The sequence below is a fragment of the Streptomyces sp. NPDC006365 genome (assembly GCF_042870755.1).
Classification (GTDB): Bacteria; Actinomycetota; Actinomycetes; order Streptomycetales; family Streptomycetaceae; genus Streptomyces; species Streptomyces xiangluensis.
In genome coordinates this window covers 267,419-279,888 of sequence record NZ_JBIAHS010000011.1, presented here as the reverse complement: position 1 = coordinate 279,888, position 12,470 = coordinate 267,419, and the positions used below count along the sequence as shown (strand labels likewise).

General features: G+C 69.4%; 11 protein-coding genes. 10 read left to right on the top strand and 1 reads right to left on the bottom strand.

Annotation, left to right across the window (positions count from 1 at the left end):
- Positions 1-672: 672 nt before the first annotated feature.
- Positions 673-1,845, top strand: coding sequence for an ROK family transcriptional regulator (locus ACFYO0_RS28535; protein ID WP_388681605.1), 1,173 nt, complete (start codon positions 673-675; stop codon positions 1,843-1,845).
- Between the two features lie 171 nt (positions 1,846-2,016).
- Here ACFYO0_RS28535 and ACFYO0_RS28530 read toward each other — a convergent pair whose 3' ends face one another.
- The gene (locus ACFYO0_RS28530; protein WP_388681602.1) at positions 2,017-3,369 is read right to left on the bottom strand and encodes an MFS transporter; all 1,353 of its coding nucleotides are present in this window, start codon (positions 3,367-3,369) and stop codon (positions 2,017-2,019) included.
- A gap of 588 nt (positions 3,370-3,957) precedes the next feature.
- On the opposite strand from ACFYO0_RS28530, the gene ACFYO0_RS28525 reads away from it, so the two are divergent.
- The 9 genes from ACFYO0_RS28525 to ACFYO0_RS28485 all read left to right on the top strand — a co-directional run bounded on the left by ACFYO0_RS28525 (position 3,958) and on the right by ACFYO0_RS28485 (position 12,470).
- Positions 3,958-4,824 carry a 2-amino-3,7-dideoxy-D-threo-hept-6-ulosonate synthase gene (locus tag ACFYO0_RS28525; RefSeq protein WP_388681621.1) on the top strand — a complete coding sequence of 289 codons (867 nt, stop codon included), beginning with the start codon at positions 3,958-3,960 and terminating at the stop codon, positions 4,822-4,824.
- On the top strand, positions 4,821-6,053 hold the full coding sequence (locus ACFYO0_RS28520; protein ID WP_388681599.1) for a 3-dehydroquinate synthase II family protein: 1,233 nt from the start codon (positions 4,821-4,823) through the stop codon (positions 6,051-6,053). The genes ACFYO0_RS28525 and ACFYO0_RS28520 overlap by 4 nt, the downstream gene beginning before the upstream one ends.
- Positions 6,053-7,477 (top strand): class I adenylate-forming enzyme family protein, encoded by a 1,425-nt coding sequence (locus ACFYO0_RS28515; protein WP_388681596.1) that lies wholly within the window; start codon positions 6,053-6,055, stop codon positions 7,475-7,477. Before ACFYO0_RS28520 ends, ACFYO0_RS28515 begins: the two co-directional genes overlap by 1 nt.
- 131 nt (positions 7,478-7,608) lie before the next feature.
- A complete protein-coding gene (locus ACFYO0_RS28510) occupies positions 7,609-7,884 on the top strand; it encodes an acyl carrier protein (protein ID WP_386342343.1) in 276 nt (91 codons plus the stop codon).
- On the top strand, positions 7,881-8,192 hold the full coding sequence (locus tag ACFYO0_RS28505; protein WP_388681593.1) for an acyl carrier protein: 312 nt from the start codon (positions 7,881-7,883) through the stop codon (positions 8,190-8,192). The genes ACFYO0_RS28510 and ACFYO0_RS28505 overlap by 4 nt, the downstream gene beginning before the upstream one ends.
- Positions 8,182-9,402 carry a beta-ketoacyl-[acyl-carrier-protein] synthase family protein gene (locus tag ACFYO0_RS28500; protein ID WP_388681591.1) on the top strand — a complete coding sequence of 407 codons (1,221 nt, stop codon included), beginning with the start codon at positions 8,182-8,184 and terminating at the stop codon, positions 9,400-9,402. Before ACFYO0_RS28505 ends, ACFYO0_RS28500 begins: the two co-directional genes overlap by 11 nt.
- Positions 9,399-10,250: a hypothetical protein gene (locus tag ACFYO0_RS28495; RefSeq protein ID WP_388681588.1), complete on the top strand. Its 852-nt coding sequence runs from the start codon at positions 9,399-9,401 to the stop codon at positions 10,248-10,250. Before ACFYO0_RS28500 ends, ACFYO0_RS28495 begins: the two co-directional genes overlap by 4 nt.
- Positions 10,237-11,919, top strand: coding sequence for a class I adenylate-forming enzyme family protein (locus ACFYO0_RS28490; protein WP_388681586.1), 1,683 nt, complete (start codon positions 10,237-10,239; stop codon positions 11,917-11,919). Before ACFYO0_RS28495 ends, ACFYO0_RS28490 begins: the two co-directional genes overlap by 14 nt.
- Complete coding sequence (locus tag ACFYO0_RS28485; protein ID WP_388681584.1) at positions 11,916-12,470, top strand: hypothetical protein; 555 nt, start codon at positions 11,916-11,918, stop codon at positions 12,468-12,470. The genes ACFYO0_RS28490 and ACFYO0_RS28485 overlap by 4 nt, the downstream gene beginning before the upstream one ends.

The following is a 12,470-nucleotide window of genomic DNA, read 5'->3' as shown; positions in this document are numbered from 1 at the left end:
GAAGCCCGGCTCCAGCGGCTCGATCACGAACCGGGAACGGAACTCGTCGACGACCTCTTCGGTCAACGAGGGACGCTGAGCAATCAGCACGGGGTGTTGCCTCCAGTGGTTTTGCGCCCGCTATGTGACGCCGTAGACATTACGAAGGGTACGGGCCGTACGGGCGATACGGTCTCCGGCGAGGCTGAGCCGCCCGTCTCCCCAACTCAACCAGGAGGCTTCGGGTCCCCCTGGGAACAGGAACAGGCCGACTCCCGCTCCAATGCGTCTCTGCATCCCTTGAGTGCTGCACCTCAGCATCGATCCAGCTATACGGCGCGCATGAAGCGGGGCGCTTCCCAGAGCTCCCGTTCTGCCTCCTCATCCATTTTCTCAGAGGAGTTCTCCGCGTTTCCCGCCTGCCACGCCCGGAGCCCTCCCCGTGAACCTTGCACTGCCTGACGCCGATAGACGTCAAGGCCGCTGTGGACACCGTTCCCCAGGAGGCGATCGTCGGCGGACGGCGGCCAACCGTCACCGCGAAGAGGCCATCCGACAGCTGCGCCATCTGTCGGGCCTGCCGAACCTCCTCGGCTGCTGTGATCAGCATCTTCGCCGACGCCCACGGGCAACTCGGCAAGTCCGGCAGAGATCACTGGTTCGGACTGCGTATGGCCTCGCTAAGGTCATGAGGTGAGCAGCATCAACCCCACACCACGCGACCACAACAAGGCAAGTGTCCTTGGCGTGCTTCTCTCCCATGCGCCGTTGACCCGGAACGATCTCATCGAGCTCACGGGGTTGAGCAAGGCGACGGTGTCGCGGGCCGTCGAGGAACTGCGCTCTGACGGGTTCGTCGTGGACGGGGGAGTCGACGCCGTCGCCGGGCGTGGCCGTCCGTCGACGTACCTCGATGTGCCCGAGACGGCCGGACACGTCGCGGGGGTCGGCTTCGGCGCCGTGACCACCGGCGTGCTGGTCACCGACCTACGCGGCCGTGAGATCGGGCACGTGATCGTTCCGACGGTCGAGCACCACGACGTCCCCGCTGCCGGCCGGTGGCTGGTCGACCTGATCGCGCAGACCAGCGCATCCGCACGAGGGCCACTGCGCCAGGTCGTCGCGGCACTGCCCGCCCACGTCCGCGACGGCGCCGAGGTCTTTCGGCCTGCCGATCCGATGAAAACCTTCGCCGGCAGAGACCTCCAGCGAACCGTCGAAAAGCTCGTCGATGCTCCAGTGACCTTCGACAGTGACGCGAACGCGTCCTTGCTCCAGGTGCTCACGGACGACGCGAGCATCCATAACGCCGCCCTGTTCAGCGTCAGCAGCACCCTGAATTTCGCCACCTGCAGGGACCAGGATCTGGCTCGGGGACGTACTCCTGCGTTCGGCGACATCGGTTCCCTCTCCTCGGGCATCGAAGACCGCACTCTCGACGGGCTGCTGAGCACCGCAGGGCTTGTGAAGTTCGCTCGTGAACACGGACTGGACATCGAACGCGTCGAGGACCTGTGGCTGGCACCTCAGGACCATCGAGCCCGTGCGGAGATACTCAAGGCGTTCACGACGGCGGTCACGACCGCCGTGAGCATCGTCGCCGTGACACTCGATCCCGAATCCGTCTACTTCGTCGGCCGGTTGCGCCCCTTGGTGGACGAGGTGCTCCCCGACGTACGCAAGCGACTCGACCAGACCTTGCCTGCCATCCCCCGGATCACGACCGTCTCCCAGGTTCTGGGACTCTCGGTAGCACGCGGCGCGGTGCATGCCTGCCTGGCCATGACCCACAACCGCCTACGGGACGCGCTGCTCAAGGCACGCAGTCAGGGACCGCGGCAGGGGCAAGCTGCGCCGGCATTCTGATCCGGACCGCGAGCATGGCGGCCATCCTTGCTTACCACTGGCTTCGGGGTGCCTTTCAGGGCTCGCCCGCCAGCTTCCCCACGCTCAGCAAGCCCACTGGGAGCACTCCGGTGCATGCGGTTTGCCGCGGACACCGGCCCGGGTGGGTCAGGAATACGAACCGTCAGCCGGTCAGGCGTCGAATTCGTGATCGCGGGTCTCCGGCAGGGCAAGCAGGCACAGGAGACTCAGCAGGCAGAGCCCGCCGGTGTAGAAGCCGAGGACGAGCGGTGATTCCCAATGGCTGTGCAGCCAGGTGGCGACGAGAGGGGCGAAGCCGCCGCCGAGGGTGTTCGCGAGGATGAAGGCCGCGGAGGCTCCGGTGTAGCGCAGCCTGGCGGGAAACAGCTCGGCGAGGAAGGCCGCCACCGGGGAGAACATCAGCGCGAGCAGCATGAGTCCGACGGTGTAGGCGCCGGTTATCAGCAGGGCGTTGCGCGAACTCAGCGAGGCGTACATCGGCACGGCCCACACCACACAACCGGCGGCTCCGGTCAGCATCACCGGGCGGCGGCCGATCCGGTCGGCCAGCCTGGCGACCGGGAGGGTGATGGCGATTCCGGCCGCCGCGCCGATGCTCGCGGCGGTCAGCATCGTGTTCTGGGGAATGCCGAGCGACTTCGGCCCGTACGAGATGCTGTAGACGATCGTCAGGTAGTAGACGGCCGAGCCGCCGATCGCCGCGCCGATACCCAGCAGCAGCCGGCCGGGGTGCTGTCTGACGAGCGCACCGAGCGGAAAGCGGGACGCCGGTGCCTGTGCCGTACGGCGAGCCGGAGAACTGAACACGGGTGACTCGGAGACAGTCGTGCGCACCCACAGCCCGATCACGACCAGCACGGTGCTGAGCAGGAACGGGATCCGCCAGGCACCGTTCGTGAAGCCGTCCCGGCCGGCGATGTGGAGGGTGGGCAGGATGACGGCGCTGGACAGCAGGAAGCCGAGCGATGGGCCGACATTGGGGATGGACGCGTACAGCGCACGGCGTCCGGGCGGCGCGTGCTCCGCGGCAAGCAGCACCGCCCCGCCCCATTCGCCGCCCATGCTCACGCCTTGCAGCAGACGCAGCGTCACCAGCAGTACGGGAGCGAGGAGTCCGGCGGTCCCGTACGTGGGGAGCAGGCCGACGCCGACCGTTGCCACGCCCATCAGCAAGAGGGACGTGACCAGGGCCTGTCGGCGGCCCAGCCGGTCACCGATGGTCCCGAACAGTACGACGCCGAGGGGGCGGGAGAGGAAGGCCGCGGCGAACGTGAGGAACGCGGCCAGGGAGGAAGCGGTGGCATTGCCGGAGGGGAAGAAGGCGGGGCCGAGGACGAGCGCGGCGGCAGTGCCGTACACGGCGAAGTCGTAGTACTCGATCGTGGTGCCGACCAGGCTGGCGACGGCGACCCGCGACGCCTCGCCCTTCGCTGCCGCCGATGGTGCCGCGGCCGGTCTGGGGCCGGCGGCCTCGGGAACGGTCTTGGACGTTGAATCGGGCATGGGGGGATCACTTCCGGTACGCCCGGAGCGGAGGAACGGTCCGGGTCCAGGTGGGGGACGGCCTCGCATGTAACACGAACCGGAGTGCGCCTGTCACCCTAATCTCGGGAATTCAATTTCAACAAGGATGCCGCCTCGTCCGATTTACCGAACAAGGCCGCCGGGATCCGTGAAGGAATAAGCACCCATTGACACGTGGCACTGACAAATAAGGCCTCGATGCGGCTGTGAGCAAGGGGAGGCCGCCTCGGTGTGCATACAGCACACTGCACCCACCTTCTGACGATTTACTGCACAAAGCCCCCACGAACACCACACCTCGGCCCCGTCAACCCCCTCATTCCTGTCAATTCGCTGTCAATATTCATGCGACGGATGGCATGGAAATTCACCGGGGATCACACCTTGCCAATCGGAGATCACCCATGAATGCTTACGCGAGGTCGAACTTGAAAGTTCTACAACCCTCGTTTTTCGGACACCGGGACCCCAAACGGAATGATGCTGTTCGACTTTCCGAAAGTGTTCAATCGAAGCCGCTGCCGGACCTTTGCCATGCAGCCTTTGGGCTGGGGAGGCGCATTATCCATGCTGAAAACTGGCAAGCCATTGCGTATACGAAGACTGTCGTTGGCGGGTGATGACCGGTACTTGTTCGTCCCGCTCGACCACAGCGTGTCGGACGGCCCGCTCGTCCCCGCCGGCCAATGGGACGATCTGTTGCGGGCGCTGGTCGCCGGCGGGGCCGACGGGATCATCGTCCACAAGGGACGTGCCCGTGCCCTCGCACCGGAGGTCATCAGAAGCTGCGCGCTGGTGGTGCACCTGAGCGCCAGCACCGCCTGCTCCGCCGATGTCGATGCCAAGGTGCTGGTCGGCGACGTCGAGGAGGCGCTGCGGCTCGGCGCGGACGCGGTCAGCGTCCATGTGAACATCGGCTCGGACACCGAGGGCCGGCAACTCGCGGATCTGGGGGCGGTGGCCCGCTCCTGCGATGACTGGGGCATGCCGCTGATCGCGATGATCTACCCGCGGGGCCCCCGGATCGAGAACCCGCGCGATCCCGCCCTCCTCGCGCATCTGGTCAATGTCGCCGCGGACCTGGGTGCCGACATGGTGAAGACCTCTGTCGCCCTGCCGCTCGACCGGATGGCCGAGGTGGTGGCCCACAGTCCTATCCCCGTCCTGGCGGCCGGAGGGCCGCCGGACGGCTCCGACCTCATCGAGTACGGCACCGCGGTGATGGCCTCCGGCTGTCAGGGGCTGGCCGTCGGTCGCCGGATCTTTTCGGCCCCCTCACCCGCCTCTCTGGTGGCCGGGCTCGCCGCGGTGGTGCACGGCCGCGGGGCGGACGGCACCACGCCGGGGGACACCGGACAGGCGACGCACCCAGACGGAACAACCGATGACATGGGCATGACTCACTACTCGACGATCGTGGCAGGTGTCGCATGAGGTTCGCGTGGATCGATCTCCGTGAAGTCCCACGGCCGCAGCTCCAGGCGGTGGTGGACGCGGCCATCCACACCCGGATGGCCGGGGTGCTGGCCACAGATGCCGAGCTGCTCGGGACGCTGCCTCCGACCATCACCCGGGTGCTGGTCCCCGCGAGTCCGGCCACGGCCGGCCCGAAGAAGCCGGGCGACAAGGAGGTGCAGGGCACCGGGGGCACGAAGGACGCCAAGGGCGCCAAGGAGGCCAAGTCCGCGGTCGACGCCACTTCCTCAACCGCCGCCACCTCCCCGGCCGGAGCCGGAATCGACGTCCTGCTGCGGCAGTTCAGCACCCAGGACGAGCTGGACGCGCTCGCCGCCGACAACCGTGCCGCCGGTGGCGCGCCCGCCGTCGGCCTCATCGACGTACGGGACGACCGCACCCTGCAACTGTCGTGTGCGGGCGCCGTGGCGCTGCCGTACACCGTCATCCACTTCGCCGACCCGACCAAGATCCCTCTGGAGATCGTGCTCGCCGCAGCGGACTCCGCCGACGGCAAGCTGGTGACCGTCGTCGACGACCTGGAGGAGGCTGCGATTGTCTTCGACGTCCTTGAGCGCGGCTCGGACGGCATCCTCTACGCGCCCCGCAGTGCCGACGAGGTGTTCGCGCTGGCACGGCTGCTGGAGGCCACTACACCCCAGCTGGAGCTCTCCACGCTGACCGTGGAGAGTATCCGGCACGTCGGGCTCGGCGACCGCGTCTGCGTGGACACGTGCTCGCACTTCGATGAGGACGAGGGCATCCTCGTCGGCTCGTACTCCTCGGGGTTCGTGCTCTGCTGCAGCGAGACCCACCCGCTGCCGTACATGCCGACCAGGCCGTTCCGGGTCAACGCCGGTGCCCTGCACTCGTACACGCTGGGGCCCGACAACCGCACCAGCTACCTGAGTGAGGTCGGCTCCGGCAGTGCCCTGCTGGCGGTCGGCGCCGACGGTCGAACGCGGCGGGTCGTGGTCGGCCGGGCCAAACTCGAATCCCGGCCGCTCCTTGAGATCCGCACCCACGCCGAGGACGGACAGCTGGTCAGCCTGACGGTGCAGGACGACTGGCACGTACGGGTGCTCGGCCCGGGAGGGAAGGTCCTCAACGTCACCGAACTGCAGACCGGTGACGAGCTGCTCGGCTATCTGGCCCGGGACAAGCGCCATGTGGGCCTGCCGATCGGCGAGTTCTGCAAGGAGGTCTGATGGGCGAGTTCGCAGACCTCGCAGACCTCGTGGATGACGCGGACGACGAGATGGGCCCTTTCATCCAGCGGCTGTTCGACGCGCGGGACGACGGCCTGCCGTATCTGACGCATCAGCAGGAGACCGTCACCCGGGCCGAGTTCGGGGAGCGGGTCGCCAAGCAGGCCGCGATCTTCGCCGGATACGGCATCGGCCCCGGCAGCACGGTGGGCCTGCGGACACCGCCCAGCTTCACCCAGGTCGAGGTGCTGCTCGCGCTCTGGCGGCTGGGCGCCCAGGTGCTGCTCTTCGACTTCCGGCTCAAACCGGCCGAGGTGGAGGCGCTCTGCGCGTCCTGCCGGCCGCAGTTCATGGTCAGCGCCGGTGTCAACGTCCGGGCGACGTTCGGTTTCCGGCCCGAGTACGAGCTCGTCACCGAGTGCCGCGGCACAGGCCGGGCCGCCACCACCGGACACCGGCTGGTCCAGTTCAGCTCGGGCTCCACCGGGCGGCCGAAGGTGATCGGCAGGACCGCCCGCTCGCTCGCCGCCGAGGTGGAGGCGTTCGCCGCGGTCCCCGGCATGCCGGGCGAGGGCGACCGGCTGCTGCTGCTCAGTTCGACGGCGCACAGCTTCGGCCTGATCGGCGGGCTGCTGCACTCGCTGGCGGCCGGTGTCTCCGTGGTCTTCGCACCCCGGGTCTCCGCCCGCGATCTGCTGCGGACCGCGGTGGACCACCGGATCACCGCCGTCTTCGGGGTGCCGATGCACTACGAACTGCTCGCCGCCGCCGTCGATCCCACCGCACTGCCCGACCTGCGGATCGCGGTGTCGGGCGGTGAGCTGATGCCCCCGGAGGTCGCGGCACGGTTCGCCGAACGGTACGGCGTCGCGGTCGGCGAGGCGTACGGGACCACGGAGACCGGCATCGTCGCCATCGACGTCGGCGGCACGCTGCGACGGTCGGTCGGCCGGGCCGCACCGGGTGTGGTGCTGCGGGAGCACAAGGGTGAACTGGACGTCGCCCTCGATGAGTCGCCGTATCTCTTCGACTCGGGAGGCACCCAGTACGCGGACGGCTGGCTGCACACCCGCGACCGGGCCACGGTGGACGGCACCGGAGCAGTCCGGGTGCACGGCCGCGCCGACTCCCTCGTCGTGATCGGCGGGCTCAAGGTGGACCTCACCGAGGTCGAGAACGTGATCCGCGAGCACCCGGCGGTCGAGCAGGCGGTCCTGGTCCACGAGGGCATGACCGAGGCGTATGTCGCGGTGGCCGCCGGGTATGAGCCCCCCTCCGCCGAAGAGCTGCTGCGCTGGTGCCGGGAGCGGCTGGCCGACTACAAGCTGCCACGGGTGATCCGGCTCCTGGAGTCCCTGCCCCGCACGTCCAACGGAAAGCTGGTGCGCCACGCGGCCACGCTGCGGGAGCGCTCCGCCGGGTGAGCCGGGGTATCGCCGGTTGTTTGTTGTCTGCGGGCCCTGTTGTGGCTTGTCGTGCCCCCTGGCGGAGCCGCAAACGTCACAGCCTCGCGCCCCTGCGGGGCACCCATTTCCTCCCTCACTGGAGATTGATCATGAGCACGTCAACCTTGGAAGACGAGATCCGCGAGTTCGTCCTGACCGCGGTCATCGACGAGATGAACATCCTGCCGAGCCGCGAAGGCCTCACGGACGAGAGCCCGGTGACCGTCGGCGGGCTGGATGTGGACTCACTGAGCCTCATCGAGCTCACCTTGCGGCTGGAGTCGCGGTTCGGCGTGGAGATCCCGGACACCGACATCGAGCCCCTGGCCTCCCTGACCCTCGGCGGACTCGTCGCCGAGGTCGTCCGACGCGGTGCGAAGGCATGAGCGCGGGAGCCACGGCGAGCGACGCGGACTCCTCGCTGTCCGCCATCACCACCGACACCGTCCGGGAGCTGCTGTCGGACCGCAAGATCTTCCCCGGGCTGCCCGACGACCTCGACGAGGATGCCGAACTGGTCCTGGACTCCCTCGGGTTGGTGTGGCTGCTGCACGTGGTCGAGGAGCGCTATGGCCTGGTCGTGGAACCCACCGACGAGGACATCGCCGGGCTGACCTCGCTCCGGCGGCTCGCTGGGTTTCTGCGCGCTGCCCAGACGGACCGGGCGGAGGGGGGCGGCCACGATGATCGGTGAGGTGACGGTGACCGGATTCGGCGTACGCACCGCGTTCGGTACGGGCACCGAGGCCCTCCGGCGCGGGGTCTTCGCGGGAGTCCCTTCGTTCAGGCCCACCACGAGGTTCGACACCGGCCCGTACCGTACGCCGATGGCGGCCGCAGCCCCGGACGGACCCGACGCGGTCGAGGACTGGGCGCTGCGGCACGCGCTCGCCCAGTGCGGCGCGGAAGCCCTCGACATGGCCGGCCTGCGCCCGGGCAGGGAGGCGGCGGTCCTGCTCGGCGTCGCCGGGGACCACACCGGCATCACCCGCTACTGGCGAACCGCCGCCGACTCCCCATCCCCAGAGCCCGTCCCGGACGGCCCAGGCGACCGGGACGGCCCGGACGGCACAACGTGCCGGAACGCCGACGCCGTGCCCGCGCACCTCGCCGAGTTGCTGGCCAAAGGCCTCGGGCTCACCGGGCCGCGGCTCACCTTCACCAATGCCTGTGTCGCCTCCGCCGCCGCGATCATCCACGCTTGCCGGCTGATCTCCTCCGGCCGGATCGATACGGCGGTCTGCGCGGGCGGATACCTGGTGGAGGAGGAGACCTTCGGCAAGTTCGACTCCGGCCGGGCACTGTCCCGCGACGGCATGGTGCGCCCGTTCAGCGCCGACCGCAGTGGACTGCTGCTGGGCGACGGGGTGGCGGTCGTCGTGCTGGAGTCCGCCGAGCACGCCCGGCGCCGCGGTGCCCGGCCGCTGACGACCATCGCGGGCTGGGGCGCGGCCACGGACGCTCACCACATCGCCCAGCCGCACCCGGAAGGTGTTGGCCTCGCACGTGCGGCGCGGCAGGCACTGCGGCTCGCAGGGGACCCGGACGGGGCCGCCCTCGGCTATGTCAACGCCCACGGCACCGGCACGAAGTACAACGACGGGGCCGAGACCCGTGGACTGCGGGCCGCCTTTCCGGAGCGGGCCGAGTCGATACCGGTCAGCTCCACCAAGAGCACCACGGGCCACCTCCTGGAGGCGGCGGGCGTCGTGGAGTTCGTGATCACGATGCTGGCCCTGATGGACGGCGTACTGCCGCCGACCGCCGGATACGGCCGGCCGGACCCCGAATGCGACCTGGACTACGTACCGAACCAGCCGCGCCAGGCCGACCCGCGCCGGGCCCTCACGATCAACGCCGCCTTCGGCGGCGCCAACACCGCACTCGTGCTGGAGCGGCCATGACGACCGAGAAGACGGTGCTCCGCTCGCCCCTCGGCATCCTCGCGACCGCCACCGCGACCCACGGCACCGGGCGGTCCGAGGACCACGCGGACCACGCGGACCACGCTGACAACACAGACATCCCGCTGCCGAGGCTGCCCGGCTTCGTGGAGTCGGCCTTCAGCCCGCTGGCGTACGAGGTCAGCAGGCAGTGCCTGACCGAACGGCCCGGGGACGGCGCGCGTACCGCCGTGGCGCTGGCCACTCTGATGGGGGACACCACCACGGCGGACCTGGCCAGCCGGCGCATGGTCTCCGGGCGGGTCCACAACCCGCTGCTGTTCATGCAGGCCACCGCCAATGCCGTACTGGGCTATACGAGCCAGGAGTTCGGGATCACCGGACAGACGTTCAGCCTCTCCACCCTCGACGACCCGGTGGCCGAACTGCTGGCCATGGCCGATCTGCTGCTGGAGGACCCGGAGCTGGACCGGGTCCTGGTGCTGGGCGTGGAGTTGGGGGGTGGCGAGCGTCTGGCCGCGGCGTACCGGGAACTGGCCGCCGACAGCGGCCGCCCGGTCCCGGACCTGCCCGCGACCGCCGGCCTGGCGGCGGCAGTGCTGCTGGGCCGTCCCGGAGGCGAGGCACCGGTGTCGGTCCGGTCGGCCGAGGCGTACGACGCCGACGACACAGGGGCGGCCGGGCATCCCGGAAGCATCCAGGGCCTGTTCGACCTGGCCGCCGCCCACCGGCGACTGCTGCGGGACGGCGGCAGCCACCTCCTGGTGACCGAGCCCCAGTCGCCCGCGTTCATCCTCACCGCCGGCACCGAAGCAAGGAACGAGACGGAGAACCATGCTCATCAGTAGGCAGGAGCGGGCACGGATCTGCTCCGACACCGAACTCGGCGCCGGCAACGTCCTGGAGCGCCTGAAGGCGTACGGCCGCCCGCTCGACGAGCCCGTGCTGCGGACGGACGGCAGCTGGCAGGCGCCGGACGGTTGCCGTCCCGAGGTGCTGACGCTCGGGCAGCTGCACGAGGTGGTCGAGACGTACGCGGGCTGGTACGCCGGTCGGGGTGTGAGGCCCCGCGACCCGGTCGCCGTGCACAGCCACTCCAGTGCCGAGTTCGCGGTGAACTTCCTGGCGCTGACGGCCCTCGGGGCCATCCCGTCGTTCGTGAACGGCAACCTGGCCCCGGAGATCGCCCGGGAGTACGTACGCAGACAGGGTGCAGTGGGCGCGTTCACGGACCGGGAGCACCATGAAGTGCTGTCCGGGCCGGGTCTCGGCTTCTGCGTCACAGCTGCCGAAATCCGGCCTGAGCACCGCGAGTTGCTGCCGACGTCCTTCCCGTACCGGCACGACGCGACCGATCCGGTGCTCATCTCGCACTCCTCCGGCACCACCGGTATGCCCAAGGGCGTGCCGCACACCCACCGGACGCTGATGTACGCGCAGGTGCACCGGCTCCGCTACTCCACCGGGACCGACATGGAGCGCACCCTGGTGGGGCTGCCGGGCGCGCACAACGCCATGGTGGCGACGCTGTTGTACTGCCTGCTGCTGCGCACCGACATCAAGCTGCTCTCCAGCCAGCGCGGCACCGATGTGCTGGACGGCATCGAGGAGTTCCGCCCGACCACGGTGCTGGCCTTCGCCGGGACCTTCGGCGAGATGGCCGCGGAGGACCTGGCGGACCGTGACCTGTCCAGCGTGCAGGTGTGGTTCAACACCGGGGACGCGGCGCACGAGGCACACATCCGGGCCCTGGTGCCGTACGGCAGCCACGTGAAGATCGGCAAGGACCTGCGCCGCACGCGGGTCGAGGGCTCGGTCTTCGTGGACGGGCTAGGCTCGTCGGAAGCCGGCTACTCGGTCTTCCACAACCGGCACACCAAGGACACGTCGGCCTACTCGCGCTGTGTCGGCAGGCCGATCAGCTTCGCCGAGGCCGCCGTGCTCGCCGAGGACGGCACCCCGCTGCCTCCCGGGGAGATCGGCCGCCTCGGGCTGAAGTCGCCGACACTCACACCCGGTTACTGGAACGACTCGCTGACCTGGAACCGGATGCGGCTGGGCGGCTACTGGCTCACCGGGGACCTCGCCCACCAGGACGAGCGGGGCAACTTCTACCACCTCGACCGGGCGCCGGACGCCATCCGGACCCGGAAGGGAATCCTGTTCAGCACCCGTACCGAGGAACTGCTGCTCCGGGAGCTGCCCGAACTGGCCGACTGCACCGTCGTCGGGGTCGCCCCCGAAGGCGTACGAGCCGACTGGGACGGCGACGGAGAAGCCGAGGCGTACGCACTGCTCCAGCTCTCGGAGGAGCACAGCGGTGATGACGGCGGTGATGACGGCGGTGACGGCGACGAGGCGTGGACCGGGCGGGTCAACGCCGCCTTGGCGGGAGCCCGATTCCCCCCGGTGACCCGGGCCCTGCGGATGAAGCCCGACGACGTGGCCAAGGGCGCCACCGGCAAGGTCCTCAAACGAGTGATGCGCGACCGGTTCGCCGCCAAGGAGCAGGCATGAGTACGGAAACGGGTGCCGGCGAGGTCAACCACCGCGCCCGGGCGTCGGAAGCGTATCGGCTGTGGTGGCAGCACGACGCCAACTGGTACCAGGGGGTGGCCGCGCGGTTCGGGCAGCAGGCCGCGAACGAGATCAACGCAGAGGCGATGCGCAAGGTCGCCCTCAAGGTCGCGCAGCAGGTCGCTCGCCGGAGCGGCGCGCTCCCGGACACCGGTGACAACGGCAAGGACCTGGAGGAGCTGCGCCGCCGGTACGACGACTGCGGGGGCCGCATGTTTCCGCCGGAACTGCGCAACGCCTCCACCGAGGTGCAGGGTGACGACCTGATCGTGCTCACATTGCGGCGGAACTTCGCCATCACGATGGTGCGGATGTCCGGTTCGCTGGAGGGCTACCGGTGCCCGTGCACCGACATCCACGCGGGCTGGTCCGAGGGACTCGGCGTGACCCTGACGGAGAACCGGGCCGAGAGCTGTCTGCGGGACGGGGACAAGGCGTGCCGCCTGCTGATGCGGGTCGCCACTCCTGTCGCTTCTGGTGGGGAGGGCTGA

Excerpts from the sequence above, each read along its gene's own strand:
- ACFYO0_RS28530 (WP_388681602.1), bottom strand. The coding sequence starts at position 3,369 with ATGCCCGATTCAACGTCCAAGACCGTTCCCGAGGCCGCCGGCCCCAGA.
- ACFYO0_RS28525 (WP_388681621.1), top strand. The coding sequence starts at position 3,958 with ATGCTGAAAACTGGCAAGCCATTGCGTATACGAAGACTGTCGTTGGCG.
- ACFYO0_RS28520 (WP_388681599.1), top strand. The coding sequence starts at position 4,821 with ATGAGGTTCGCGTGGATCGATCTCCGTGAAGTCCCACGGCCGCAGCTC.
- ACFYO0_RS28515 (WP_388681596.1), top strand. The coding sequence starts at position 6,053 with ATGGGCGAGTTCGCAGACCTCGCAGACCTCGTGGATGACGCGGACGAC.
- ACFYO0_RS28510 (WP_386342343.1), top strand. The coding sequence starts at position 7,609 with ATGAGCACGTCAACCTTGGAAGACGAGATCCGCGAGTTCGTCCTGACC.
- ACFYO0_RS28505 (WP_388681593.1), top strand. The coding sequence starts at position 7,881 with ATGAGCGCGGGAGCCACGGCGAGCGACGCGGACTCCTCGCTGTCCGCC.
- ACFYO0_RS28500 (WP_388681591.1), top strand. The coding sequence starts at position 8,182 with ATGATCGGTGAGGTGACGGTGACCGGATTCGGCGTACGCACCGCGTTC.
- ACFYO0_RS28495 (WP_388681588.1), top strand. The coding sequence starts at position 9,399 with ATGACGACCGAGAAGACGGTGCTCCGCTCGCCCCTCGGCATCCTCGCG.
- ACFYO0_RS28490 (WP_388681586.1), top strand. The coding sequence starts at position 10,237 with ATGCTCATCAGTAGGCAGGAGCGGGCACGGATCTGCTCCGACACCGAA.
- ACFYO0_RS28485 (WP_388681584.1), top strand. The coding sequence starts at position 11,916 with ATGAGTACGGAAACGGGTGCCGGCGAGGTCAACCACCGCGCCCGGGCG.